Here is a 26,032-nt window from a genome sequence, read left to right as displayed (position 1 = left end):
GAACTGGGCGCGGATATCCCTCCCCCTCGAGGGGAGGGTGGCCGCGAAGCGGTCGGGTGGGGTCGGTGCGACGGGGTGCCGACCTGATCTGTTGCCGCGAGGCTGCCGTTGATGCCCCGCACTCGCGTGAGCTACGAAATGCGCCAAAAGGCGCGCGCGCTTCGAGTTCACGCAACCAGGGGTGAATCCTTGCTCTGGTATGAACTGCGCGAGCTGAAATCGGCCGGCATCAAGTTTCGTCGTCAGTGTCCGATCGGGCCTTATATCGTTGACTTTGCCTGCCTCGCCGTGAAGCTGATCGTTGAAGTTGATGGCGATCTGCACGAACACGAGAAGGGCAAGCGGCATGATGCCGTTCGTGATGCCTATCTGCGCTCGCTCGGCTTTGATGTCTTTCGCGTCGATGAGCCCGATGTCATAAACAACCCTTGGCATGTTGCGCAGGTGGTCAAAGGGAAGGTCGAGCGCATGTCCGGCGACCCCACCCGACCGCTTCGCGGCCACCCTCCCCTCAAGGGGGAGGGGAACGCCACGCAATTGGAGAGGTTTTGAATGGCCGCACCCGGCGAGAATCTGCGAATCAATTCAGACCGTTTGTGGGATTCCATCATGGAGATGGCGAAGATCGGCCCCGGCATTGCCGGTGGCAACAATCGCCAGACCGTGACCGACGAGGACGGCGAGGGCCGGCATCTGTTCAAGCGCTGGTGCGATGCCGCCGGGCTCGAAATGGGCATCGACGAGATGGGCACCATGTTTGCCAGGCGCGAAGGCGCCGACCCCAGCCTGCCGCCGGTCTATGTCGGCAGCCATCTCGACACGCAGCCGACCGGCGGCAAGTATGACGGCGTGCTCGGCGTGCTCGGCGGCTTGGAAGTCGTGCGCTCGCTCAATGATCTCGGCATCAAGACCAAACATCCGATCGTGGTCACGAACTGGACCAACGAGGAAGGCTCGCGCTTTGCCCCGGCGATGATGGCGTCCGGCGTATTCGCCGGTGTGCTCGACCAGGCCGACGTCTACGAGCATACGGACAAGAACGGCAAGAAATTCGGCGAGGAACTGGAGCGCATCGGCTGGAAGGGCACGGAGAAGGTCGGCGATCGCAAGATCCACGCCTTTTTCGAACTGCATATCGAGCAAGGGCCTATCCTCGAGGACGAAGGCATCGACATCGGCGTCGTCACCCATGGACAGGGGCTGAAATGGCTGCAGGTGACGCTGACCGGCAAGGAGGCGCATACCGGCTCGACGCCGATGCCCAAGCGCCGCAATGCCGGGCTCGGCATGGCGCGCGTGATCGAACTGGTGCACGAGATTGCCATGGACTACCAGCCGGACGCCGTCGGCGCGGTCGGCCACATGGAAGTCTATCCGAACTCGCGCAACATCATCGCCGGGCGCACGGTCTTCACCATCGACATCCGCTCGCCGGAGAAGGAAGTGCTCGACGCCATGGATGGGCGCATCCGCGAAGGCATCGACACGATATGCGAGGCGCTCGACATCCAGTACAAGATCGAGCAGGTCGGCCATTTCGATCCGGTCACCTTTGACAAGGGCTGCGTCAAGGCGATCCGTGATGCCGCCGACCGGCTCGGCTACACGCACCGCAACATCGTCTCGGGCGCGGGCCACGACGCCTGCTGGATCAACCGCGTCGCGCCGACCGCCATGGTGATGTGCCCCTGCGTCGACGGTCTCAGCCACAACGAGGCCGAGGAGATCTCCAAGGAATGGGCGGCGGCAGGAGCCGACGTGCTGTTCCATGCCGTGGTGGAGACAGCGGTCATCGTGGAGTAAGCTGGAAAGCTGGATTTCCAAACGCTGCTCGCAAGAAGCGCGAAGGAACAAGGGAACGAGAAAAATGACCAAAGTCATCAGAAACGGCACCATCGTTACCGCCGACCGCACATGGAAGGCCGACGTGCTGATGCAGCACGGCAAGATCGTCGCCATTGGCTCCGACCTACACGGCGACCATGAGTTCGACGCCACCGGCTGTTATGTCATGCCAGGCGGTATCGATCCGCATACCCATCTCGAAATGCCGTTCATGGGCACCTATTCGGCCGACGATTTCGAGTCCGGCACGCGCGCGGCACTAGCCGGCGGCACGACGATGGTGGTCGATTTCTGCCTGCCGTCGCCGCAGCAGTCGCTGCTCGAGGCCTTGCAGATGTGGGACAACAAGACCTCGAAGGCGTCCTGCGATTATTCCTTCCACATGGCGATCACCTGGTGGGGCAAGCAGGTGTTCGACGAGATGGCCACCGTCGTCGACAAGGGCATCACCTCGTTCAAGCATTTCATGGCCTACAAGGGCGCGCTGATGGTGGACGACGACGAGATGTATGCGTCGTTCCAGCGCTGCGCCGAGCTCGGCGCGCTGCCGCTGGTGCATGCCGAGAATGGCGACGTGGTTGCGGCGCTCTCGCAGAAGTTGCTTGCCGCCGGCAACAATGGCCCGGAGGGGCACGCCTATTCGCGCCCGCCGGAAGTGGAAGGCGAGGCGACCAACCGCGCCATCATGATTGCCGACATGGCCGGCGTGCCGCTCTACGTCGTGCATGTTTCCTGCGAGCAGGCGCACGAGGCCATCCGCCGGGCGCGTCAGAAAGGCATGCGGGTGTTCGGCGAGCCACTGATCCAGCACCTGACGCTGGACGAGAGTGAGTATTTCGACAAGGACTGGGACCATGCGGCGCGCCGCGTGATGAGCCCGCCCTTCCGCAACAAATTACACCAGGATTCGCTGTGGGCCGGCCTGCAGGCGGGATCGTTGCAGGTGGTGGCGACCGACCACTGCGCCTTCACCACGGACCAGAAGCGCTTCGGCGTCGGCAATTTCACCAAGATCCCGAACGGCACGGGCGGCCTCGAGGATCGCATGCCGGTGCTGTGGACCAGGGGCGTCAACACCGGGCGGCTGACGATGAACGAATTCGTCGCCGTAACCTCGACCAACATCGCCAAGATCCTCAACATGTACCCGAAAAAGGGCGCCATTGTCGAAGGCGCGGATGCCGACATCATCGTGTGGGACCCCAAGCGCAAGAAGACGATTTCTTCGAAGAAGCAGCAGTCGGTCATCGACTACAATGTCTTCGAAGGCGTCGAAGTGACCGGCTTGCCGCGCTTTGTCTTCTCGCGTGGCGAATTGTCGATCGAGGAGACCGAGGTGAAGGCCAAGCCTGGCCATGGCCAGTTCGTCGGCCGCGAGCCGAACGCGGCGGTCAACCGGGCACTGTCGACCTGGAAGGAGATCACCGCGCCGCGCAAGGTGGAGCGGACAGGCATTCCGGCGACTGGGGTTTGAGTTTGCGCAGCTCGAAAAGCGCCAAGAAACTGATGATCGCCGACAAGGACGGCACCGTCTGCGGGGAAGTTTCCCGGTGCCGATGATTGCCGAAGTTGGTGCTGCCCCTCATCCGCCTGCCGGCGCCTTCTCCCCGTATAGGGACGGGGAGAAGGGAACTGAACGCAATCTTGGCGCCCTTTCCGGCAACGCTGGAAATTGGCGAAATCCTTCGCGAAATCGTCCTTCTCCCCGTCCCGATACGTGGAGAAGTGCCCGGCAGGGCGATGAGGGGCAGCGCAAACCTCAAGCAATTGGCCGATGGGCGCCTAGCCCCGCAAGGCCGGCTTCAGGCGACCAATGCATCCAGTTCCGGCAGCAGGACGACGCTTTCCTGCTCTTTGGGATCGGTGCGGGCAATGACGGCCGAAGACGGGGCCCCACTCAGATTGGCGGGCAGATGCGGCACGCCGGCCGGAATGTAGAAGAGGTCGCCGGCTTTGGCGACGATGTGGTTCTCAAGCCGGTCGCCGTACCAGGTATGGACCTCGCCGGAGAGCACGTAGATCGCCGTTTCATGGTTCTCATGCAGATGCGCCTTAGCGCGGGCGCCGGGCGGCATGGTGAGCACATGCATGCAGATACCAGATGAGCCGACCGACTCGGTGGCGATACCGGCGAAATAGGTCAATCCCTGCTTGCCTTCATAAGAGCTTTCAGGGCGGATAAGATGGCAAGTGGGTTGAGGCGACATCGGGGAAACTCCGGGCGTCGAATGAGTGGAACAAGACCAATGGGACTGGGCGAGTGGAAAACAACATCGCGATAAAAGCAATCGGAATCGGGCCGGCACTAAAGGGGCAGGAACAGGCAGGCCGCGGCCGATGACGGGGATTTCGCCAGCCGTCGTCGCGGCAAGCAAGCTTGGCCTGACCTTCCAGACCAATGACGGGCCGGTACAGGCGCTGTCCAATGTCGACCTGACCATCGGCAAGGGTGAGTTCGTTTCCTTCATCGGGCCGTCGGGCTGCGGCAAGACGACCTTGCTGCGGGTCATCGCCGATCTTGAGAAGCCGACCTCGGGGACCATTTCGGTCAACGGCATGACAGCAGAACAGGCGCGCGAGAAACGCGCCTACGGCTATGTCTTCCAGGCCGCCGCCCTGTTTCCCTGGCGCACCATCGAGCGCAACGTCGCGCTGCCGCTGGAGATCATGGGTCTGTCCGGGGCGGAGCAGGGAGAGCGGATCAGGCGCACGCTCGATCTCGTCAACCTTTCCGGCTTCGAGAAGAAGTATCCTTGGCAGCTTTCCGGCGGCATGCAGCAGCGCGCCTCGATCGCTCGCGCGCTCGCCTTCGATGCCGACCTTCTGTTGATGGACGAGCCGTTCGGCGCGCTGGACGAGATCGTGCGCGACCATCTCAACGGGCAATTGCTGCAATTGTGGGCGCGCACCAACAAGACCATCTGCTTCGTCACGCACTCCATTCCCGAGGCGGTGTATTTATCGACGCGCATCGTCGTCATGTCGCCGCGCCCGGGCCGCGTCAGCGACGTCATCGAATCGACGCTGCCGAAGGAGCGGCCACTCGACATCCGCGAGACGCCGGAGTTCCTGGCGATCGCCGCACGGGTGCGAGACGGCTTAAGGGCAGGGCACAGCTATGATGATTGAGCGGGGGCAGGATGGACTCGCGGCAGCGCCCCGAAAGGCGCCTCCACCTCACGAAGGAGCGGCCACCTACGCCTTCGTCATTCTAGGGCGGAGTAGCCGCGAAGCGGCATACGTAGACCCTGGGATCCATGCCGTGACGCCTGCCGAAAGGCGCAAACAGTCCAGAATATTCGGCAGGCTAAGCGGCGCGGAGGGAGCCATATTCCGAATGGTCGCGGAGCGGAGAGGTAACGGCATGGATTCTAGGGTCTGCGCCGCGTCGCTTCGCTCCTTGCTTCGCCCTAGGATGACGAAGGCAAGGGCCCCCGACCTCCGCTTCGCTCCGGCCACCCTCTCCCCGGTGGGGAGAGGAGAAGGGCGGCGCTAGATGGACACCTTCCGCTCAAAGGTCATCCCGGTAACCTCCATCCTCGCCGGCGTGGTCGTACTCTGGTACGTCTTCGCCGTCATACTCAACACGCCGTTCCAGCGCGATCTCGACCAACGTGCCAACGAAACGCCCGGCACCGTCGAGTTCATCGGCAAGACGCTCTCGCAGCCGAAGCCGACGCTGCCGGCGCCGCACCAGGTGGCGGTGAACTTTTTCGAGAACACGTTCCTGCGCAACGTCACTTCGAACCGCAGCCTGGTCTACAATGCCTGGGTGACGCTGTCCTCGACGCTGCTGGGCTTTGCCTTCGGCACGGCGCTCGGCATCATCATCGCGGTAGGCATCGTACATGTGGCGACGCTCGACCGCAGCCTGATGCCATGGATCATCGCCTCGCAGACCATCCCGATCCTGGCGGTGGCGCCGATGATCATCGTGGTGCTGGCGGCGATCGGCATCACCGGCCTGATCCCGAAGGCGATGATTTCGACCTATCTGTCGTTCTTCCCGGTGACGGTTGGCATGGTGAAAGGCCTGCGCTCGCCCGAGATCATGCATCTCGACCTGATGCACACCTACAATGCCAGCCGTGCGCAGACCTTCTGGAAGCTGCGCGTGCCGGCCTCGGTGCCGTTCCTGTTCACCTCGATGAAGGTGGCGGTGGCGGCCAGTCTGGTCGGCGCCATTGTCGGCGAACTGCCGACGGGCGCCGTCGCCGGCATCGGCGCCAAGCTGCTCGCTGGCGCCTATTACAGCCAGTCCATCGACATCTGGTCGGCGCTTGTCGCGGGCTCGATCGTGGCCGCGCTGCTGGTCATGGTGGTCGGCATTGCCGGGCGCCTCGTCGACCGCGCCATGGGCGGGAGGCCGGCATGAACCGGCTGAAGCCTTCCTGGCAGGCTGTGCTGGCCATCGTGCTGTGCCTGATGGCGGTCGCACTCGGCGCCATGTCGAAGCCGGAAGCGGCGGCGCTAGCGGACCCGACAACCAGCGCCAACTATCCCTATCTCGGAACGAAGGGCCTGATGTTTGGCCTTGCCATGCTGACGGCCCTGGTCTCGATGATCAGGATTTCGCGCTTTGTGGAAGCGGTCGTACTGTTCGTCGGCGCCCACCTCGTCGCCTGGCTGCTGATCTCAGGTATCGCTGGTTTCGAAGGCACGGCACTGGCGCCGTATTTCGTGCTGCTCACGGCCGCCTGGCTGCTTGGCTGGCGCTGCGTCGCGGTGCTATCGGGACTGCACCCCACCGCAAGCTGGATGCGCACGGCGCTGCGCCTGATCATCCCCGCCATCTTCGGCGCCTGGATCCTGATCATCTGGGAAGCGGTGACGCGTGGCGCCGGCATCCCGTTCATCCTGTTGCCGCCGCCGAGCGCCATCGGCGCGCGCATCGCCAGTTCGCTGCCGATCCTTGGCGCCGATGTCCGGCAGACCATCTTCAAGGCTGTTATCTTCGGCTATATCGTGGGCAGCGGCGCCGGCTTTGTCACGGCCATTCTCGCCGACCGGGTGCCGTTCCTGCGGCGCGGCCTGCTGCCCATCGGCAACATGGTCTCGGCGCTGCCGATCATCGGCGTGGCGCCGATCATGGTGATGTGGTTCGGCTTCGACTGGCAGTCCAAGGCGGCTGTCGTCATCATCATGACCTTCTTCCCGATGCTGGTGAACACCGTCGCCGGTCTGGCCGCGTCCGGCCATATGGAGCGCGACCTGATGCGCACCTATGCGTCGGGCTACTGGCCGACGCTTATCAAGCTCAGGCTGCCGGCCGCCGCTCCCTTCATCTTCAACGCGCTGAAGATCAACTCGACGCTGGCGCTGATCGGCGCCATCGTCGCCGAGTTCTTCGGCACGCCCGTCGTCGGCATGGGCTTCCGCATCTCGACCGAAGTCGGACGGATGAACATCGACATGGTCTGGGCCGAAATCGCAGTTGCAGCCCTTGCGGGTTCGGTCTTTTATGGTGTGGTCGCTCTTGTCGAAAGAGCCGTCACGTTTTGGCATCCCTCTGTCCGTGGTGGATAGGGGCGGTGGGTTTGGGCACTAACTCCAGAGGGAAAAAATGAAAAGACTGATTGTTCCTGTACTGGCCGGCGCGATGTCGCTGGCCGCGTTCCAGGCAATGGCCGCCGACAAGGTGACGTTGCAGCTGAAATGGGTCACGCAGGCCCAGTTTGCCGGCTATTACGTCGCCAAGGCGAAGGGCTTCTACGAGGCCGAGGGTCTCGACGTCGACATCAAGCCGGGCGGTCCCGACATTGCGCCCGAGCAGGTGATCGCCGGCGGCGGCGCCGATGTCATCGTCGACTGGATGGGCGGCGCGCTGGCAGCCCGCGAAAAGGGCGTGCCGCTGGTCAACATCGCCCAGCCGTTCAAGAAGGCCGGCATGGAACTGGTCTGTCCGAAAGACGGCCCGATCAAGACCGAAGCCGACTTCAAGGGCCACACGCTCGGCGTCTGGTTCTTCGGCAACGAATATCCGTTCTACGCCTGGATGAACAAGCTTGGCCTCAAGACCGATGGCGGCCCGGACGGCGTCACCGTTCTCAAGCAGAGCTTTGACGTGCAGCCGCTGATTCAGAAGCAGGCGGATTGCATCTCGGTCATGACCTACAATGAATATTGGCAGCTGATCGACGCCGGCTACAAGCCGGAGCAACTCACCGTGTTCAACTACTCGGCGATGGGCAACGACCTGCTCGAGGACGGGCTTTATGCCTCGGAGGACAAGCTCAAGGATCCGGCCTTCGAGGACAAGATGGTGCGTTTCGTGCGCGCCTCGATGAAGGGTTGGAAATACGCCGTCGACAACAATGACGAAGCGGCGGAGATCGTCATGGATGGTGGCGGCCAGGACGAGAATCACCAGAAGCGTATGATGAGCGAAGTCGCCAAGCTCATCGACAATGCCGACGGCAAGCTCGACCCGGCGACCTATGAGCGTACCGCCAAGGCGTTGCTCGACCAGAAGATCATCACCAAGGAGCCGAAGGGCGCCTATACCACCGCGATCACCGACAAGGCGATCAAGTAGGCCTCAAAGCGGCCTCGTGACGGGGCTTGATGGACGATGTTGGAGGGGCGGGCGACCGCCCCTTTTTCATGCGGCCAAATCACAAAAGCGTGTGCCTGGATACATTGGGGCGCCCGAGCGTTGCGTCGGAGGCATGCGCGTGCGGGGAGCCACGGCGGATGCTACAGCCAATCGGAGGTTCTTCATGCGCACACAGACCGTCTTGCCGACGCTTTCGGCGCTGGCCATTTCGACCGCTTTCCTGTTCGCGTCGCCGGCCCTGGCCGACATGATGAAGTTCAAGGCGACGCTCGATGGCAGCCAGCAGAGCCCACCCGTTACCACCAAGGGCAAGGGAACCGCCACATTCACCTTTGACACCGCCAAGAAGAAACTCAGTTGGAACGTCAAATACTCCGGCCTCAGCGGGCCGGCGACGGCCGCACATATTCATGGCCCGGCCGCGAAGGGGGAAAATGCGGACCCCGTAATCCCGTTCAAAAAACTCAAGAGCCCGATCAAGGGATCGGCGACATTGACCGATACGCAGGTGACCGATCTGGAAGCCGGCAAATATTACGTCAACATACACACCGCGGCCAACAAGGACGGCGAGATCCGCGGTCAGATCGAAAAGGCGGCGGCGTCGATGTAACGCGACGTCGCTCGGGGCGCGCGCCCGTATTTGCTTGCGAAAGCTTTGCGGGACAGCGCCGCCCTTTCTCCTGCCGGAAACCGACTTTCAGGCCTTGTCTCTTATCTGCGTCATCGTTCGGGTCGGGGTGATTGCCTCCGGATCGAGCCGGATTTCGACGATTGCCGGCTTGCCGCTGGCGCGAGCACGCTCGAAGGCAGGGGCGAAGTCGGCGGTTTTCTCCACCGTTTCGCCATGGCCACCATAGGCACGCGCCAGGGCGGCGAAGTCCGGATTCTTGAGGTCCGTGGCCACCACCCGCCCGGGGTATTCACGCTCCTGGTGCATGCGGATGGTGCCGTAGATGCCATTATTGACGACGATGACGATGATCGGCAACCCGTATTGTACGGCGGTGGCGAATTCCTGCCCGTTCATCAGGAAGCAGCCGTCGCCGGCGAAAGCGACTACGGTGCGATCCGGATAAAGCGCCTTGGCCGCTACCGCCGCCGGCGTTCCGTAACCCATCGAGCCTGAGGTCGGCGCGCCCTGTGTGGCAAAGCGGCGGAAGCGATGGAAGCGGTGCACCCACGTGGCGTAGTTGCCGGCGCCGTTGGTCAGGATGGCATCGTCGGGCAGCACCGTTTCGAGATAGGTCATGATCGGCCCCATCTGGACGGCGCCCGGACCGCTTTCCGGTGGGGTCGACCAGTCGAGATAAGCGGCATGGAGCTTTGCCGTCTCCGCCGCCCAGCCCGGCGATGCCGGTCCCTTCCGTTTGGCGAAGGCGCGCACGAAGGCGGCGGGCGAGGCATTTATCGCCAGCGTTGGACGGTAGACGCGGCCTAGTTCGCCGGCATCGGGGTGGACATGGACCAGCGTCTGGTCAGGGTAGGGGCTCTTCAGCAGCGTATAGTCCGAGGACGGCATCTCGCCCATGCGGCCGCCGATCAGCAGCACCAGATCGGCCTGCTTGATTGCTGTCGCCAGCTTCGGGTTGATGCCGATGCCGACATCGCCGGCATAGTTCGGGTGCAGATGATCGAACAGCATCTGGCGGCGGAAGGAGCAGCCGACCGGTAGCGACCACGCCTCGGCGATGCGGGTGATTTCCTGAACAGCCTGGAAATCCCAACGTGTGCCGCCCAGGATCGCGATCGGTCGTTTGGCGGCATTGAGCAGCGCCTCGAACCGGTCGAGTTCGGCTTCGGCGGGGCTGGTCTCGACCGGGGTGTAGGCGATCGCGGCCGGTGCATCGACGACACTGGTCAGCATGTCTTCCGGCAGCGAGATGACGACGGGACCTGGGCGTCCGGAGGTCGCCACGGCAAAGGCGCGGGTGACGAATTCGGGAATACGCGACGCATCGTCGATCTCTACCACCCATTTTGCGATGTCGCCAAAGAACCTGACATAGTCCACTTCCTGGAAGGCCTCGCGCTGCTTGGCGTGGCTGGCGACCTGGCCGATGAACAGGATCACGGGAACCGAATCCTGCATGGCGATATGGATGCCGGCGGAGGCATTGGTGGCGCCGGGGCCGCGGGTGACGAAGCAGATACCGGGTTTGCCGGTCAGGCGGCCTTGGCAGTCGGCCATCATGGCGGCGCCACCCTCCTGGCGGCAGACGATGGTGCGGATCGCCGAATCGTGCAGCGCGTCGAGCACCGCGAGGTAGGATTCGCCTGGCACGCAGAAGATACGGTCGGTGCCGTTGGCCTCGAGCGCGTCGACGATCAATTGTCCGCCGGTTTTCATTTTGCTCTCTCCAGTTCGGCAAGGATTTCGTCAGTATGTTCGCCCAGGCGGGGCGAGGGGCGCTCATAGACGAGCGGTGTTTGGGACATGATCATCGGTGCGCGAACCGAGGGCAGAAGATTGCCATGGCCGTCGTCGAGATCGAGCCGCATGCCGCGCGCGATCGCCTGCGGGTCGGCGAACATCTGTCCGATCGTGTTGATCGGGCTCGCCGGCACGCTGGCCGCTTCCAGCTTGGCCAGCAGCGGGTCGCGATCCTTGGTCTTCAGCGCCTCGACGATCCGCTCGCGTAGCGCCGCCCGGTTGGCGACGCGGGCCGGATTGGTGGCGAAATCGGGATTGCCGGGCAATTCGTCCAGCCCGACCACCGCGCAGAACCTGGCGAACTGGCCGTCATTGCCGACCGCCAGGATGATGTGACCGTCCCGGACCGGCAGCACCTCGTAGGGCGCGATGTTCATATGCGCGTTGCCCATCTGCACAGGCGACTTGCCGGAGACGAGATAGTTGAGGTTCTGATTGCCGAGCGCCGAGATCTGGGTGTCGAACAATGCCATGTCGATGTGCTGGCCTTCGCCGGTTTTTTCGGCGTGGCGAAGGGCCGCCTGGATGGCGATGACGGAATAGAGGCCAGTGAAGATGTCGGAGATGGCGACGCCGGCCTTCTGCGGCTCGCGTCCCGCCTCGCCGGTGATCGACATCATGCCGGCCATGCCCTGGATGATGAAATCGTAGCCGGCGCGCGGCGCGTAAGGACCGTCCTGGCCGAAGCCGGTGATCGAGCAATAAACGAGGCGCGGATTGATCTTGTGCAGGCTCTCGTGGTCGAGCCCGTATTTCTTCAAGCCGCCAAGCTTGAAGTTTTCGATCAGCACGTCAGACGTTGCCACCAGCCGGCGCACGGTTTCGGCGCCCTCCGGTGTCGAAAAATCGATGGCGATGGAGCGCTTGCCGCGATTGCAGGAATGGTAATAGGCGGCCGACAGGTTCTCGCCATCCTTGCCCATTACGAAGGGCGGGCCCCATTTGCGGGTGTCGTCGCCGCCGTCAGGGCTTTCGACCTTGATGACGTCGGCGCCGAGATCAGCAAGCAACTGCCCGGCCCAAGGCCCGGCAAGGATGCGGGCGAGTTCGACGACGCGGACGCCTTTCAGCGGGGGCTCAGCCATAAATCACCAGAATTGGTCGGAACCAAAGCCTCTATCAACAGAGATTGCCGCTGTCACGGCTCTTGCAATGGGCCAACGCTTCATCGCGTCAGGATCGTCTCGGCCCATGCCGCGAAATCGTCCATGACGATGTCGCGATTCACCTCGTTCAGGCTTTCGTGGCGGGTCTCGCTGTAAACCTTTGAAACGAGATTCGAAAAGCCCATTTTGCGCATGCGTCCGGCAAGCTGGATGATCCCTTTGCCATAATCCGAGGCAGGGTCTTTTTCGCCCCCCACGACGCTGACGGACAGGTCGCGCCGAACGCCGGCAAAAGCTGCGTCCCTGCCGCCATTGAGCGCCATCTGGACGACATCGCGCCACATCGACACTGAGGCGTCCCAGCCGCATAGCGGGTCGGCGATGTATTTGTCGACCTCGGCCCCGTCGCGTGACAGCCAGTCGAACAAGGTCCGGTGGTTGGGCACCGCCTTGCCCCAGGCCTGGAAGGTGAGCTTCGGCAGCAGGCGCGATGGGACGTCCGAGCCGAGCCGCATCCTTTCCCATGCAAGGATGCCGAGCGCCACCTGCCCGAGCAGGCCAGCTGAAAAATTGCCATTCCAGATGGCGGCGGCGTGAACGCGGTTCGAATGGGCCAGGAGAAAGTTCAGCGCCACGGACGCGCCCATCGAATGGCCGAACAGGATGACGGGCAGGCCCGGCTGCTCCCTGGCGATGAGATCATGGATGGCGCCGACATCGGCGATGACCTTGGCGGGGCCGTCCTCATGCGCGAACCTGCCCAGCGGTGCGTCGGGCGCCTTCGTTGCGCCATGGCCGCGATGATCGTGAACATAGACGCTAAAGCCGCGCGCGCCCAGGAAATCGGCAAAACGATCATAGCGCGCCGCATGTTCTGCCAGACCGTGATTGATCTGGATGACGGCGCGCGGATGGCCGTCGGCCTGCCGGACCAGAAGATTGAGGTCGGCGCCGGTCGGCGAACGGACCATGCGCTGCTGGCTGAATGACATTCAGTGATTTCCACCCTGGCCCGCCTCGGTGGCGCCGGCCTTGTTTGCGCCGGGGCCGGTTCAGCGTCAATCCGCCATTCCGGATTTCTCGCGATGATGTTTCTTGCATCTGGCCGGTGGAATATCGCAATTCTGACATGGAGACAGCTTCAGTCTGTCGCCCACCTTTTTCATCCAGGGATTCCCCATGCGCATTGCTGTTGTTTTCGGATTGGCCATGTTGGCGGCATCGTTAACGGGTGCGGCCCATGCCGACGTCAGGATGAGTGGCACCTTCGTTGCCGACGCCTCCTGTCCGGCGACGCAAGCCATCAAGAACGGCAAGAATCCCGGCAATGTCTCGACTGATGCCGGACAGAGCTATCAACTGCTGGCGGGCAACAAGGATGCGCCGACGCACTATCTCATTCTGGTGCCGGGCGCAGATCCGGATCGGCGCTGGGTGAAGGTCAGTTGCGGACATCTCTCCGGCAGCAGCGCAGCAACGCTGCCGGCGACCCCCGGCGGGCAGGGCAAGCCGGCGGCGTCGGGAAAACCCGAATATGTCTTCGCGCTGAGCTGGCAGCCGGCTTTTTGCGAGACCAAGTCCAGCAAGAGCGAATGCAAGGCACAAAACCCGAATGAATTCGATGCCAGCAACTTCACCTTGCACGGCCTGTGGCCGCAGCCGAACGGGAACTTCTATTGCCAGGTACCGGCCAGCGACAAGGCCAACGACAGTCCGGCGCACTGGAAGGATCTTCCGCCTGTCAATTTGGACGCCGGCACGCGCGCGGAACTCGACAAGGTTATGCCGGGCACCGCTTCGCAGTTGGAGCGGCATGAATGGATCAAGCACGGCACCTGCTACGGCAAGAACCAGCAGGAGTATTTTTCCGACGCACTCGGCCTGATGCGCGCGGTGAACGGCTCAGCGGTGCGCGATCTCTTCGCCAAGAACATCGGCGGCAAGCTGACGGCGGACCAGATCCGCGGCGCCTTCGACCAGGCTTTTGGCGCCGGCGCCGGCGATCGCGTGCGCGTCTCCTGTGTCATCGATCCGTCGAGCGGCCGGCGGCTGATCGGAGAGTTGACGCTTGGCCTTGCCGGTCCGATCGGCCCAAACAGCTCGCTCAAGGACCTGCTGCTGGCCTCGGTGCCGACCAACAAGGCCGGTTGCCCGACCGGAACCGTCGACGCAATCGGGTTCCAGTAGGTCCTGAGCTCATTCCAGCCGGCAGGCAGGCCGGGGCGCCAACGCCCGTTGTTGTGCGGCCTGTGATCGGTTCGATGCGGCGAAAGCGATTGCCGTTCGGCTCCGCATCGCCTACATAGCGGCCAACCTCCATTCAGATCGACAAATCAGTCAGTTTTTCAGGGAAAGCGCGCGTGGCACGCCAGTTCATCTATCACATGTCAGGCCTGTCAAAGGCCTACGGCACCAAGAAGGTGCTCGATAACGTTCATCTGTCCTTCTACCCGGACGCCAAGATCGGCATTCTCGGTCCTAACGGTTCGGGTAAGTCGACCATCCTGCGCATCATGGCCGGGCTCGACAAGGAGTTCCAGGGCGAGGCGTGGCTGGCCGAAGGCGCCACGGTCGGCTACCTGGCGCAGGAGCCGCAGCTCGACAACAGCAAGACCGTGCGTGAAAACGTCATGGACGGCGTCGGCAGGAAGACCGCCATCATCGAGCGCTACAACGAATTGATGATGAACTATTCCGACGAGACGGCAGACGAGTCGGCCAAGCTCCAGGACGAGATGGATCGGCTCAACCTTTGGGACCTCGAGCAGCAGGTCGAGATGGCGATGGACGCGCTGCAGTGCCCGCCGGCCGATTCCGAGGTGACCAATCTGTCGGGCGGCGAGCGCCGCCGCGTGGCGCTGTGCCGGCTGCTCCTGGAACAGCCCGACCTGCTTTTGCTCGACGAGCCGACCAACCATCTCGACGCCGAGACCACGGCGTGGCTGGAAAAGCACCTGCGCGACTATCCGGGCTCGGTGCTGATCATCACCCACGACCGCTACTTCCTCGACAATGTCACGGGATGGATTCTCGAGCTCGATCGCGGCCGTGGCATCCCTTACGAGGGCAACTACACCAAATATCTCGACGCCAAGGCCAAACGCCTGATCCAGGAAGGCCGCGAGGACGACGCCCGCCAGAAGTCGATCTGGCGCGAGCGCGAGTGGATCCAATCCTCGCCGAAGGCGCGCCAGACCAAGTCCAAGGCCCGTATCAAGGCCTATGAGGAACTGGTCGAGCAGTCGCAGAATCGCAAGCCGACCGACACGCAGATCGTCATTCCGTCGGGCGAGCGCCTCGGCAATGTCGTCATCGAGGTTGAAGGGCTCACCAAGGGCTTCGGCGATGAGCTTTTGATCGAGGACCTGTCGTTCAGGCTGCCGCCGGGCGGCATTGTCGGCGTCATCGGCCCGAACGGCGCCGGCAAGACGACGCTGTTCAAGACCTTCACTGGCCAGGAAAAGCCTGATGCGGGGTCGATCCGCATCGGCGAGACGGTCAAGCTCGGCTATGTCGACCAGAGCCGTGACGCGCTGGACCCGAACAAGACGGTGTGGGAAGAAATCTCCGGTGGCGCCGAAGTCATCAAGCTTGGCAAGCACGAGGTCAACAGCCGCGCCTATTGCTCGTCCTTCAACTTCCGTGGCGGCGATCAGCAGCAGAAGGTCGGCAACCTTTCGGGCGGCCAACGCAACCGCGTACATCTGGCCAAGATGCTCAAAGGCGGCGGCAATGTGCTTTTGCTCGACGAACCGACCAACGACCTCGACACCGAGACGCTGAGCGCGCTCGAAGACGCGCTGGAAGCCTATGCCGGCTGCGCTGTCATCATCAGCCACGACCGCATGTTCCTCGATCGCATGGCGACCCACATGCTCGCCTTCGAGGGCGACGCGCATGTCGAATGGTTCGAAGGCAATTTCGAGGAGTATGAGAAGGACAAGCTTCGCCGCCTGGGCGCGGAGGCGGCGGCCCCGCACCGCATGACGCATAAGAGGCTGACGCGGTAAGGGCCGTTATTGCAGTGGCGGTTCCGGGTCGGCGACGACGGGATCGTCATCCAATTGGGATAGCCGGCTTGTCGCGCCGGTCATGGAAGGTGGCAACCGCCGCGAGGTCTTACCGTTGAACAGCCCAGCAAAGCCCGATTGGTCCGCCGCCCAATATTTGAAGTTCGAGGACGAGCGCACGCGTCCTGCGCGCTACTTGGTGGCGCAGGTGCCGGTCGACTTCCCCCGCAGGGTTGTCGACATAGGCTGCGGGCCGGGCAATTCGACGGAGCTTCTGGTCGCGCGCTGGCCGGATGCACAGGTGAGCGGCTTCGACACGTCTCCCGACATGATCGAGAAGGCTAGGGCACGCCTGCCCAATGTCAGCTTCGACCTTGCCGATGCCTCGACATGGGCGCCGGCTCAACCGGTCGATGTGATCTTCGCCAATGCCGTGTTCCAGTGGCTGCCGGAACATCCTGATGTCTTCCAGCGGCTGATGGGTTTTCTTGCGCCCGGCGGCGCGCTCGCCGTGCAGATGCCAGACAATATGGGCGAGGATTCCCACAGGCTGATGCGCGAGACTGCCGCCGAAATGCCGTTCGCAGCCAAGCTGAAAGGGGCGGCGCGCGCGCCGCTGCCGCCGGTGTCGTTCTATTATGATCTGTTGTCGCCGCTCTCGGACCGGCTCGACATCTGGCACACGGTCTATAACCATCCGCTGGCCGACGCCGGGGCGATCGTGGAATGGGTGAAGTCGACGGGCTTGAAGCCTTTTGTCGACCCGCTCGATGCGGACGAGAAGATGCTGTTCCTCGAAAGCTACACGGCCAAGATCGCCAAGGCCTATAAGAAGACCGCAAATGGCAAGGTGCTGTTGCGTTTCCCGCGCATTTTCATTGTCGCCAAGCGGGCTTGAACGACCAACGTCGATGAGGAGCCGGGGCAGTTCATGTGCAGCCGCGACGACGGCGCATGCTGGAACAACTCACAGACTAACACCAAACTGTGCGCATGGTGAGGGGACGCGGGAACCGGTTTAAGCTGGCATAAACCGGCTCAATGCGACAAGGGTTGCGCCGGGCCTCCCTTACGCCCACATCAAAGCCCCTGAACGCCTGCGGATGGGACGGACTGGACATGCATCGCGTCATCATCAGCGGTATCGGCGTCGAAATCCCCGAGCCTGAGATCAGCAATGAGGAACTGGTCGCCAGTTTCAACAGCTGGGTCGACACGGAAAACGCGCGCCGGTCGGGCACGGACCAGCCGCTGCTGCAGAAATCGGACAGCGACTTCATCGTCCACGCCTCGGGCGTGCGCAGCCGTCATGTGATCGAGCGCGAAGGCATACTCGACCCGACCCGTATGGCACCGCGCATTCCGGCGCGGCCGGACGATGCGCTGTCGCTGGAGGCCGAGTTCGGCATAGCTTCGGCCCGCAAGGCCCTCGATCATGCCGGGCTGAAGCCGTCCGATATCGATTTGGTGATCTGCTCGGCCTCGCACCACCAGCGGCCCTATCCGGCGATCGCCATCGAGATGCAGCAGGCCCTGGGCACCAAGGGGGCGGGCTTCGACATGGGGCTCGGCTGCTCATCCGCCGCGGCGGCACTTCACATGGCGGTCAATCTCGTGCGTGCGGGCGCCCACAAGCGCATCCTGGTGACGACGCCCGAGATCATCACCGGCCATCTCAATTTCCGCGACCGGCAGACGCATTTCATCTTCGGCGACGCCTCGGTGTCGATGGTGGTCGAAGGGCTGGCACTCGGCGAGAAACGGCCGGGACGTTTCGAAGTGCTCGACACGCGCATCTGGACGCAGATGTCGAACAACATCCGCACCAATCTCGGCTACCACACCCGCACCGCACAGGACGATCCCTACAGGATCGATCTGGAGGGCAATCTGATCAAGCAGGTCGGCAACAAGGTGTTCAAGGAAGTCACCGTCGCCGGGCACAAATTCATCGTGGAGTTCCTGGCCGAGCACGGCCTGACGCCGCAGGCGGTGCGACGCTTCTGGCTGCACCAGGCCAATGCGCGCATGAACGCCATGATCCTGAAACTCTCATTCGGCCACGAGGTCGATCATGACCGCGCGCCCATGGTGCTGGAGCGTCTCGGCAACACGGCGGGCGCCGGCGCCATCGTCGCGCTGTCGGAGAACCATGCCGACATGAAGGCGGGCGACTTCGGGCTGATCTGCGCTTTCGGCGCGGGGTATTCGATCGGCGGCGCGCTGCTGCGGATGCTGTAGGACGCGCTTGCCGCTTCAGGCCGGCGAAAAGGGAACGAGCATCGGCACGCGGCGCGCGTAGTCGTCATAGGCGGGCCCAAGCTCGCCGCGCAGGAAACTTTCCTCCAGCCTCGCCTTGATGACGATCCCGACAAGCAGCAGGGCGGCGCCCGCGACGCCCCATACCGTGCCCTTGACGGCCATAGTGGCGAGGACCGAAAGCAGCAGGCCCGTATAGATCGGATGACGGACAAGCGCGTAAGGGCCGGTGTCGATGATGCGATGATCGGCCTTGGCCGTTACCGTGCTGGACCACAGCCGGCCGAGATGCAGGCGGGCCCACCATGCAAAGGCGATGCCGATGGCGATCAGGGCGACGCAAATCCAGGCTTGGGTGAGCGTCGGCGTCCAGAGCCGAAGCCGACCCACATAGCCGTGCGCCGGAACGAACAGCAGGACGGTACCGGCGAGCCAGATAACCCGATATCGCGCCTCCGCCCTGAAATCCGCCCGCTTGCGCACGGGATCCGCCCATGAAGCGGCAAGGATCCACGATACCAGCCAGAACAACCAGAGCGCGGCAACGGCGTGTCCCACCTGCATGACCCGAACCTCCTCCCGATCTGGCGCCCTCGTCTATGCCGGCCGCGCGGCGGCAATGCGGCGCGCTGAGGACGGCAACGGCGTTTCCGGTAAGAAAGTCGTGATCGGCATCAAACGGCGTGATCGGATCATCAGCGCTTTCGACTGGACCGCATTGCGCAGGGCCTCTAGACGAGACTGATGCAGGAAACCAACTTCGAGCTTTTTCCGGCGGACCTGACGGTCGACATCGTGCCGGGCCGCAAGCTGGCGGCAAGGGCGGTGGCGCTCTATGCCGCTCCGTTCGACCATTTCGAAACCAAGGCGGTGGAGAAATTGCAGATGGGCTTCGACGGCATAGCCGGCGATTTTCATGCCGGGATAGCGCGACGCTCCGGCGGGCGCGAACCCTGGTATCCGCGCGGCACCGAGATGCGCAACGAGAGGCAGTTGTCGCTGGTGGCGGCGGACGAACTCGCGCTGGTCGCCGAACGCATGGGCCTAGAGGAGATCAAGCCCGAGTGGATCGGCGCCAATTTGCTGATCGAAGGGGTGCCGCATCTTTCGATGTTGCCATCCGGCTCGCTGCTGTTCTTCCAGGGCGGCGTGACGATCAAGATCGATGCCCAGAACAAACCATGCCGCGTCGCCGGACAGTCGATCGCCGAGCATGTCCTGGCGACGGACCGCGACGCCACCGCGCTGCTCTTCCCGAAAGTCGCCAAGCGGCTGCGGGGCCTTGTCGCCTGGGTCGAGAAGCCCGGAATCGTCAGGTCCGGCGAGGAAATCTCCGTGCGGGTGCCCGAGCAGTGGATTTATCCCGCCTGACGAGGCAGCCACGCCGCCGCTCGAAACGGCGTGGGCTGAGTGATCCGACTAGGCGTTGCGGTTCTTGTTGGCGCCTTGCGCCATGACCGAGACGTGGTCCCACTTTTCCCACGTGGCGATGCGATTGGCGTATTCCTGCTTGATCATCGGCAGCCCGCCGTCGCCAAAGAATACCCTGAGAGGCGGCTCGGCCGCGTCGACGATGGCCAGCATCGCCGGTCCGGTGGCCTCGGGATCGCCGGCCACGGCGCGGCTGCGGCGCTCCGCCATGGCAGCGCGGACGGGCGCATAGGCGTCCAGCGCTTTGGAGACCTTGGCCGACGGACCGGCCCAGTCGGTGGAGAAGCCGCCGGGCTCGACCAGCGTGACATGGATGCCGAACTCCGCGACCTCGAGGCTCAGCGACTGGCTGAAGGCTTCCAGCGCCCATTTCGAGGCGTGGTAGAGGCCAAGCGAGGCGAAGGCATTGACGCCGCCGATCGACGAGATCTGGATGATGTGGCCGGAGCGCTGCGCCCGCATGATCGGCAAGGCGGCCTGGGTGACCCACAGCGCGCCGAACACATTGGTTTCGATCTGGTCGCGGGCTTCCTGCTCGCTGACCTCCTCGATGGCGCCGAAATGGCCATAGCCGGCATTGTTGACGACGACGTCGAGCCGGCCAAAGCGCTTGTGCGCCCCGGTGATTGCGGCATCGACGGCTTTCTTGTCGGTGACGTCGAGCTCTATCGCGGCGATGTTGTCGCCATATTTCTCGACGAGAGCGGCGAGAGTGCCGGCATCGCGGGCGGTTGCCGCGACGCGGTCGCCGCGAGCGAGCGCGGCCTCGGCCCAGACCCGGCCAAAACCTTTCGACGATCCGGTGATGAACCAAACCTTGTTTGTCATGATGAAGTCCTTGCCCGTGCAAGCTGGAATTTTTTCAGAGATAAGTGGAGGCCTCTCCGCTTTGTGCCATATACGGTGCGTCCCGCGACTTTCCAGAGGCGGTGGCGGAATTATTTGGACGGGAGCGGCGACCGGTCAGGGGTAGCGTACAGCGCTCGACCAGGCCGGATCCTTATGCTTGTCCCAATAGAGCGCCATCAGTCGGCCGGTAATCGCGCCGGGCCTGCCGTCCGCGACTGGGCTGCCGTCGATCATCGTGACCGGCATGATGCCGCCGGCGGTAGAGGTGATGAAGACCTCGTCGGCCTCGCGCAATGCCGCGACACTGACGTCCGCCGGGGTGGCGAAGAGGCCTTCCAGCGCACAGAGATCGAAGACAGTGCGGCGGGTTATGCCGGGTAGCACGCCGATCGCCGGCGTCGAGAGCTTGTTGTCCTTGATACAGAAGACGTTGAAGCCCGGACCTTCGGCGACATTGCCGTTGAAGTCGAGAATGAGCGCTGTCTCGGCGCCGCGGTCATAGGCATCGTAAAGGCCGCGCACCAGGTCGAGCCAGTGGTAGTTCTTGATCGCCGGGTCGATCGAGGCCGGCGGAATGCGCACCTTGTCGCTGATGGCGACATTGAGGCCGCGCTGTAACTGCTCGGGATTGGCGACCGAGCCGAACGGCACGGCAAACGCCATGAAGCGGTTGATCGCCTGGCGCGGATCGCGGCTGAAAGTAGGGGAAGCGCCGCGCGTGCACAGCATTTCGACATAGGCGGCGCTGTGTCCCGACAGTGCCACGCAATTGTGCAGGATCTCCGTCACGCCATCGCGGTCGAACGGGATCGTCATGCGCAATTTCTCCAGTCCGCCGAAGAAGCGGTCGAGATGCAGGTCAAGCCGGAAGAAGCAGCCGTTCCAGACATGCACCGTGTCGTAAGTGGCATCGGAATGCAGGAATCCCCAATCCAGCACCGAGATCTTGGCCTGCGACATCGGCAGGTACTGGCCGTCGAGGAAGGCGATGCCGTCGGGATAAGCATGCGGGTCGACGTGGCGGTCGCTCACCACAGGCAGCGGCCGTGTATCCTGTGCGGTCTGGCTCATCGGCACCTCCTTGCATCACAGGCTATCGGTGTCAGGCAGAGGGCATAGAGCCAGTCATCCGGCGTCGTTCGTCCTCGAAGTGAAAAGCTGCCAGCCATGCTACCGAGCGCCGTGCCGGACCGGCAACAGCTTCAATCATCCTCGTCGTCGGCGTCGAGCAGGCGGGTGGCGCGCCAGCGGGTAAGTACGACATTGGTCTGCTCGATGACGAAGAAACGCGCCGAGTCGCGGTCATAACCTTCGGCGAGCAGCTTTTCGTAGTCGGTATGGGCGTGGCGGATATGGGCAACCGTCGCCAGCCACACGGCAATGGTCGGCGGCAAGGTCTTCATGTGGACGGAGCCGGCATCCGCTCGGATCTTCTCCATATCGGCATAGGGCGCCAGCGGCAGAAGCGCGGTCAACGCCTTGGCGACGGCGCGCCGACGGCCGGTCGGCGCCTTCATCATTCGTCGCGCCCTTCGATGGTCGCCTCGGCAAAGGCATCGGTCGATGCGAAATAGGGTTTTATGTCGACCACCGGGGTGCCGTCGAGCACGTCGATGGCGTCGATCTCGATGCGCCCGGTGGCGAGGTCGAGCGCAACCAGTTTCGCCACATGCAGGCCGATCGGGTTCGGTCGGGCAGGGGAGCGCAGGCCGAATACGCCTTTTGCTTCAGCCGCATGGCGCGGTTTCTGCACGATCAGAGTCCGCGGCGCGTGGTGGAGCCACGACAGGATGACGAGATGGCTGGTGCGCTCCAGCCCTTGCAGGCCGGCGCGGTAGGGCGGGTCGATCGTCAGTGCTGCCGGCTGCCCGGTCTCGCGCGCCGCGCGCATGTTCTTGGGGCAGGTTTCGCGCGTCGTCCATGGTGAGGCGATACGGCCGATGAAGACGACGCCGCCATCCGCCGGCATCAGCGCCGGATCGATCTCGAGCCTTTTTTCACCCTCCCGCACCTCAAACATCTCACGCCGCCCGGTCATTTTATCCATCTTTTTGTTGACGCATGTCTTGCCCTGAAACCGCTACACATTTTTAGGCGCGACATGCACCGAGAAATCACGCCTGCGGCATTTTCTTGTCCGGAAGCGACATAGCGCTTGCAAGGCTGTGAAAATCGACATAAACATATGTTTATATCTTTTTCAAAGAGAATACGCTGATGCATGTCCCGCTCGACACCATGGTGGACACATTGAAGGCGGCGGCCGAATCGAGCCGCTTGCGCATACTGGCGCTGCTGTCGCGCGGTGATCTCACCGTGTCCGATCTTACCGAGATTCTCGGCCAGTCGCAGCCGCGCGTGTCGCGGCACCTGAAGCTGCTCCTGGAGGCCGGGCTGATCGGCCGTTACCAGGAGGGGTCGTGGGCTTTCTTCCGGCTGTCGGATACGGATTCCGCGCGCGACTTCGTGCTGCGGCTGGTCGCCGGCATTCGCGGCGCCGATCCGCAGGTCGAGCGCGATCTCGAGCGGCTGGCCTCGGTCAAGCGCAAGCGGCAGGACCGCGCGGCGGAGTATTTTTCGCAGAACGCGGCAAGCTGGGACCATATCCGCTCCCTGCACGTGCCTGACCGTGCGGTCGAGGCAGCCCTCATGAAGCTCGTCGGCAAGCGGCCGTTCCAGTCGATGCTCGATCTCGGCACCGGCACCGGACGCCTCTTGGAGATATTCTCGCCGCTCTACCGGCGCGGCATCGGCATCGACATGTCGCGCGAGATGCTGACCGTCGCGCGCGCCAACCTCGACAAGGCCGGCGTCTCCAATGCTCAGGTGCGGCAGGGCGACATCTTCTCGCCGCCGGTCGAGCGCGACGCCTTCGATCTCGTCACCATCCATCAGGTGCTGCACTATCTCGATGATCCCGCCCGCGCCGTTCACGAGGCTGCGCGGCTGCTGCGCCCTTCCGGACGGCTGGTGATCGTCGATTTCGCGCCGCATACCCTGGAATTCCTGCGCGACGAGCACGCGCATATGCGCCTCGGCTTTTCCGACCGGCAGATCGGCGAGTGGTTCTCCGAAGCGGGCCTTGATCTCGAAGATGCCCAGGAGTTCGAGCCGCGCGGCGGCACCGAGGCCAGGCTCACGGTCAAGCTCTGGCTTGGCCGCGACCGGCGCCTGCTGATCGCCGATCCTGCCAATGACAGCCAGCATACCAAAGTGAGTTCGATAGGGGAAATCGCCTGATGAACCAGTTCCGCTTTTCCCGCCGCCCCGACATTGGCGACAAGGTCAGGGTTTCCTTCGAATTCTTCCCGCCAAAGTCGGACGAGATGGAAGCGAGGCTGTGGGACACGGTCACCCGACTGGAACCGCTAAAGCCGAAATTCGTCTCGGTGACCTATGGCGCCGGCGGTTCGACTCGGGAGCGCACGGCACGCACCGTAGGCCGCATCCTGAAGGAGACCAGCCTGACGCCGGCAGCGCACATGACCTGCGTCGACGCCCCGCGCCCTCAGGTCGATGCGGTTATCCAGGAATTCGCCGACATGGGTGTGAAGCGGTTCGTCGCCCTGCGCGGTGATCCGGCCGCGGGCGTCGGCACCGCCTATCGTCCGCACCCGGACGGCTATGCCAATGGCGCCGAGCTGGTCGGCGCGCTGAAGAGCGCCGGCGATTTCGACATCTCGGTCTCGGCCTATCCGGAAAAGCATCCGGAAAGCCCCGACTTCGCCACCGACATCGACATGCTGAAGCGCAAGGTCGATAATGGCGCGACGCGGGCGATCACCCAGTTCTTCTTCGACAACGATCTCTACGAGCGCTATGTCGAGCGCGCGCGTCGAGCCGGCATCTACATTCCGATCGTGCCGGGCATCCTGCCGGTGCACAATTTCACCCAGGTCGCCAATTTCTCGGCACGTTGCGGCGCGCTGGTGCCGGCATGGCTGGCCGAACGTTTCGACGGCCTGCAGAATGATCCGCAGACGCATGCGTTAGTCGCGTCGGCGGTGGCGGCCGAGCAGGTGCTGGACCTGGTCGAGCGGGGCGTGGGCGATTTCCACTTCTATACGATGAACCGGGCCGACCTCGTCTTTGCCGTCTGCCACATGATCGGCATCCGCTCGCATGAGGCGGAAGTGGCTGGCTCCGCAGCCGCCTGAACCGAGCTTGAGATGCAGAAAGGCCGGGTAAAAACCCGGCCTTTCAAACTGGTTGATTATTGGGTGCTGGTCTTCCCCGTTTTTGGCGGGTTCAGGGAAGAACGCCTATAATGAGGGCGCCGATGAATGCAAACGCAGCACAGATCATCAATGCGTTGATTGGCCTCGTAAGTCCCATGACATAGCCTCCTCTTAAAGAGCTATGCCCGGAGTCTAGGGTCATTTGTGCCACAGGCAAGCGGAAAATGTGCTGCATTGCGACGCGATTGTGGAGTTTGCGACCTCATTTTCGCCGTTAGGCGTTGAAACTTCTAGGCAAAAACCAGATACGAACCTGTGAATAAATTATGGCGGCTTCGTGTCGTTGGCATGTCATGGCAGCGCTACCCTGCGGATGAACAGGCGCCCGTCTATGATCACCAGGCCGAGACCGATCAGCATCATGCCGCCGATTTCGAACAATTCCAGCCGCTCGCCGAGGAACAGGAAACCGAGCAGCATGGCACTGACCGGCACGATCAGCGTCACCAGGGAGGCGTTGGTGGCGCCGGCCGAGGCGACGAGGTTGAAATAGAGGATATAGGCGAAGGCGGTGGACAGCAGCGCCAGCGCCAGCACCGCCGCCCAGACGGGCGGGGAGGCCGAGAATAGGCCGGCGGGACCGTGCGCAAGCAGCACGACCGGGATCATGATGATGGTCGAGGCGGTCAGCTGCCCGGTGGCAATGACCGGCGAGGGCACGCCCTTGAAGCGACGGGCGACCATCAGTGCGACGCCGTAGGACAACGATGCTCCGATCAGCGCGAATTTGGCCCAGACCGGGCCGCCGAGGCCGGCAACCAGGCCGGGGCCGATCATCACAGCCGTGCCGGCGACGCCAAGCGCAATGCCGGCCAGCTTGTTCCAGGAGAGCTTCTCGTCCGATGTCAGGGCGGTGGCGAGGATCAGCGTCCAGAACGGCGTGGTCGCATTGAGCACCGAGGCGACGCCGGCGCCAAGCTCGGTCTGGCCGGCGAAGATCAGCGAAAAAGGCACGACGTTGTTGGTGAAGGCCAGTAGGAAGAACAGTCCTGCATGAGGAAGGGCAAGGCGGGAGGATGGGCCGCGCAGGAAGAGATAGAGCTGTAAAGCGAGTGCCGCGATGGCGACGCGAAACAATACCAGCACCAGCGGGTGAAGCTCCGCCACGGCAATGCGGGCGAAGAAAAAGGAGCCGCCCCAGATCGCGCCGAGCAGCAGAAGCTGCGCCCACTCCTTGAGCGCCATCGGTCCGCGCGGTGCTGATGTCGCGGCTATTGCCATGTGATGCGTCCTCCCCGGACGGCCGAATGCAGGCAGCCAGACAGAAGCCATATCGGGTTCGCAGGCAAGAACCACCCGAAACC

25 protein-coding genes are annotated in these 26,032 nt (G+C 63.3%); 15 read left to right on the top strand and 10 right to left on the bottom strand.

Going from position 1 to position 26,032, the window contains the following annotated elements:
* Nucleotides 1-111: 111 nt before the first annotated feature.
* From FJ942_RS16680 to hydA, 3 genes are all read left to right on the top strand, one after another.
* Nucleotides 112-552, top strand: a complete 441-nt coding sequence (locus FJ942_RS16680; protein WP_140495124.1) for an endonuclease domain-containing protein — start codon at nt 112-114, stop codon at nt 550-552.
* Nucleotides 553-1,803, top strand: a complete 1,251-nt coding sequence (locus FJ942_RS16675) for a Zn-dependent hydrolase (RefSeq protein ID WP_140495126.1) — start codon at nt 553-555, stop codon at nt 1,801-1,803.
* Nucleotides 1,804-1,867: 64 nt separating this feature from the next.
* Nucleotides 1,868-3,319 carry a dihydropyrimidinase gene (gene hydA / locus FJ942_RS16670; RefSeq protein ID WP_140557476.1) on the top strand — a complete coding sequence of 484 codons (1,452 nt, stop codon included), beginning with the start codon at nt 1,868-1,870 and terminating at the stop codon, nt 3,317-3,319.
* A gap of 328 nt (nt 3,320-3,647) precedes the next feature.
* Here the strand turns inward: hydA and FJ942_RS16660 are convergent, their stop codons facing one another.
* The gene (locus FJ942_RS16660) at nt 3,648-4,052 is read right to left on the bottom strand and encodes a cupin domain-containing protein (protein ID WP_140495129.1); all 405 of its coding nucleotides are present in this window, start codon (nt 4,050-4,052) and stop codon (nt 3,648-3,650) included.
* A 130-nt stretch (nt 4,053-4,182) separates the two neighbouring features.
* Between FJ942_RS16660 and FJ942_RS16655 the strand changes: the two genes are divergently transcribed.
* The 5 genes from FJ942_RS16655 to FJ942_RS16630 all read left to right on the top strand — a co-directional run bounded on the left by FJ942_RS16655 (nt 4,183) and on the right by FJ942_RS16630 (nt 9,014).
* Nucleotides 4,183-4,974, top strand: coding sequence for an ABC transporter ATP-binding protein (locus FJ942_RS16655; protein ID WP_140495131.1), 792 nt, complete (start codon nt 4,183-4,185; stop codon nt 4,972-4,974).
* Nucleotides 4,975-5,341: 367 nt separating this feature from the next.
* Nucleotides 5,342-6,220, top strand: coding sequence for an ABC transporter permease (locus tag FJ942_RS16645; protein ID WP_140495135.1), 879 nt, complete (start codon nt 5,342-5,344; stop codon nt 6,218-6,220).
* Nucleotides 6,217-7,371, top strand: coding sequence for an ABC transporter permease (locus FJ942_RS16640; protein ID WP_140580026.1), 1,155 nt, complete (start codon nt 6,217-6,219; stop codon nt 7,369-7,371). The genes FJ942_RS16645 and FJ942_RS16640 overlap by 4 nt, the downstream gene beginning before the upstream one ends.
* A 37-nt stretch (nt 7,372-7,408) precedes the next feature.
* The gene (locus FJ942_RS16635; RefSeq protein ID WP_140495139.1) at nt 7,409-8,380 is read left to right on the top strand and encodes an ABC transporter substrate-binding protein; all 972 of its coding nucleotides are present in this window, start codon (nt 7,409-7,411) and stop codon (nt 8,378-8,380) included.
* Between the two features lie 184 nt (nt 8,381-8,564).
* Entirely contained in the window at nt 8,565-9,014 is a 450-nt protein-coding gene (locus tag FJ942_RS16630; protein WP_140557483.1) for a CHRD domain-containing protein, read from the top strand.
* Between the two features lie 87 nt (nt 9,015-9,101).
* Here the strand turns inward: FJ942_RS16630 and FJ942_RS16625 are convergent, their stop codons facing one another.
* The 3 genes from FJ942_RS16625 to FJ942_RS16615 all read right to left on the bottom strand — a co-directional run bounded on the left by FJ942_RS16625 (nt 9,102) and on the right by FJ942_RS16615 (nt 12,933).
* Nucleotides 9,102-10,751: a thiamine pyrophosphate-binding protein gene (locus tag FJ942_RS16625; RefSeq protein ID WP_140557500.1), complete on the bottom strand. Its 1,650-nt coding sequence runs from the start codon at nt 10,749-10,751 to the stop codon at nt 9,102-9,104.
* The gene (locus FJ942_RS16620) at nt 10,748-11,920 is read right to left on the bottom strand and encodes a CaiB/BaiF CoA-transferase family protein (RefSeq protein ID WP_140557502.1); all 1,173 of its coding nucleotides are present in this window, start codon (nt 11,918-11,920) and stop codon (nt 10,748-10,750) included. The genes FJ942_RS16625 and FJ942_RS16620 overlap by 4 nt, the downstream gene beginning before the upstream one ends.
* An 80-nt stretch (nt 11,921-12,000) precedes the next feature.
* Entirely contained in the window at nt 12,001-12,933 is a 933-nt protein-coding gene (locus tag FJ942_RS16615; protein ID WP_140559507.1) for an alpha/beta hydrolase, read from the bottom strand.
* A gap of 187 nt (nt 12,934-13,120) precedes the next feature.
* Between FJ942_RS16615 and FJ942_RS16610 the strand changes: the two genes are divergently transcribed.
* The 4 genes from FJ942_RS16610 to FJ942_RS16595 all read left to right on the top strand — a co-directional run bounded on the left by FJ942_RS16610 (nt 13,121) and on the right by FJ942_RS16595 (nt 18,192).
* Complete coding sequence (locus FJ942_RS16610; RefSeq protein WP_140557505.1) at nt 13,121-14,128, top strand: ribonuclease; 1,008 nt, start codon at nt 13,121-13,123, stop codon at nt 14,126-14,128.
* A 173-nt stretch (nt 14,129-14,301) separates the two neighbouring features.
* Nucleotides 14,302-15,951, top strand: a complete 1,650-nt coding sequence (gene ettA / locus FJ942_RS16605; protein ID WP_140495150.1) for an energy-dependent translational throttle protein EttA — start codon at nt 14,302-14,304, stop codon at nt 15,949-15,951.
* An 82-nt stretch (nt 15,952-16,033) separates the two neighbouring features.
* Nucleotides 16,034-16,849 carry a trans-aconitate 2-methyltransferase gene (tam, locus tag FJ942_RS16600; protein ID WP_140898249.1) on the top strand — a complete coding sequence of 272 codons (816 nt, stop codon included), beginning with the start codon at nt 16,034-16,036 and terminating at the stop codon, nt 16,847-16,849.
* A 221-nt stretch (nt 16,850-17,070) separates the two neighbouring features.
* Nucleotides 17,071-18,192, top strand: a complete 1,122-nt coding sequence (locus FJ942_RS16595) for a beta-ketoacyl-ACP synthase III (protein ID WP_140521227.1) — start codon at nt 17,071-17,073, stop codon at nt 18,190-18,192.
* A gap of 15 nt (nt 18,193-18,207) precedes the next feature.
* On the opposite strand, the gene FJ942_RS16590 is transcribed toward FJ942_RS16595, so the two are convergent.
* Nucleotides 18,208-18,774, bottom strand: a complete 567-nt coding sequence (locus FJ942_RS16590; protein ID WP_140521226.1) for an isoprenylcysteine carboxylmethyltransferase family protein — start codon at nt 18,772-18,774, stop codon at nt 18,208-18,210.
* A 180-nt stretch (nt 18,775-18,954) separates the two neighbouring features.
* On the opposite strand from FJ942_RS16590, the gene FJ942_RS16585 reads away from it, so the two are divergent.
* Nucleotides 18,955-19,581 carry an MOSC domain-containing protein gene (locus FJ942_RS16585; RefSeq protein ID WP_140623114.1) on the top strand — a complete coding sequence of 209 codons (627 nt, stop codon included), beginning with the start codon at nt 18,955-18,957 and terminating at the stop codon, nt 19,579-19,581.
* Between the two features lie 48 nt (nt 19,582-19,629).
* Here FJ942_RS16585 and FJ942_RS16580 read toward each other — a convergent pair whose 3' ends face one another.
* From FJ942_RS16580 to tsaA, 4 genes are all read right to left on the bottom strand, one after another.
* A complete protein-coding gene (locus tag FJ942_RS16580; RefSeq protein ID WP_140623116.1) occupies nt 19,630-20,469 on the bottom strand; it encodes an SDR family oxidoreductase in 840 nt (279 codons plus the stop codon).
* Between the two features lie 135 nt (nt 20,470-20,604).
* The gene (locus tag FJ942_RS16575) at nt 20,605-21,561 is read right to left on the bottom strand and encodes an aminotransferase class IV (protein ID WP_140559513.1); all 957 of its coding nucleotides are present in this window, start codon (nt 21,559-21,561) and stop codon (nt 20,605-20,607) included.
* Nucleotides 21,562-21,692: 131 nt separating this feature from the next.
* Entirely contained in the window at nt 21,693-22,007 is a 315-nt protein-coding gene (locus tag FJ942_RS16570; protein ID WP_140495859.1) for a DUF2293 domain-containing protein, read from the bottom strand.
* Nucleotides 22,007-22,528: a tRNA (N6-threonylcarbamoyladenosine(37)-N6)-methyltransferase TrmO gene (gene tsaA, locus FJ942_RS16565; protein WP_140516630.1), complete on the bottom strand. Its 522-nt coding sequence runs from the start codon at nt 22,526-22,528 to the stop codon at nt 22,007-22,009. Before tsaA ends, FJ942_RS16570 begins: the two co-directional genes overlap by 1 nt.
* Before the next feature lie 179 nt (nt 22,529-22,707).
* Here tsaA and FJ942_RS16560 point away from each other — a divergent pair, with 179 nt between their 5' ends.
* Both FJ942_RS16560 and metF read left to right on the top strand, forming a co-directional pair.
* Nucleotides 22,708-23,730 carry a metalloregulator ArsR/SmtB family transcription factor gene (locus FJ942_RS16560; protein WP_140898247.1) on the top strand — a complete coding sequence of 341 codons (1,023 nt, stop codon included), beginning with the start codon at nt 22,708-22,710 and terminating at the stop codon, nt 23,728-23,730.
* Complete coding sequence (gene metF / locus FJ942_RS16555; protein ID WP_140495168.1) at nt 23,730-24,647, top strand: methylenetetrahydrofolate reductase [NAD(P)H]; 918 nt, start codon at nt 23,730-23,732, stop codon at nt 24,645-24,647. The genes FJ942_RS16560 and metF overlap by 1 nt, the downstream gene beginning before the upstream one ends.
* Before the next feature lie 372 nt (nt 24,648-25,019).
* On the opposite strand, the gene FJ942_RS16550 is transcribed toward metF, so the two are convergent.
* On the bottom strand, nt 25,020-25,949 hold the full coding sequence (locus FJ942_RS16550) for a DMT family transporter (protein WP_140898245.1): 930 nt from the start codon (nt 25,947-25,949) through the stop codon (nt 25,020-25,022).
* Nucleotides 25,950-26,032 lie beyond the last annotated feature (83 nt).

Source organism: Mesorhizobium sp. B2-4-2, from assembly GCF_006442845.1.
Classification (GTDB): Bacteria; Pseudomonadota; Alphaproteobacteria; order Rhizobiales; family Rhizobiaceae; genus Mesorhizobium.
Note: the sequence above shows the minus strand (reverse complement) of the source record. Positions and strands in the feature narration are given on the sequence as shown.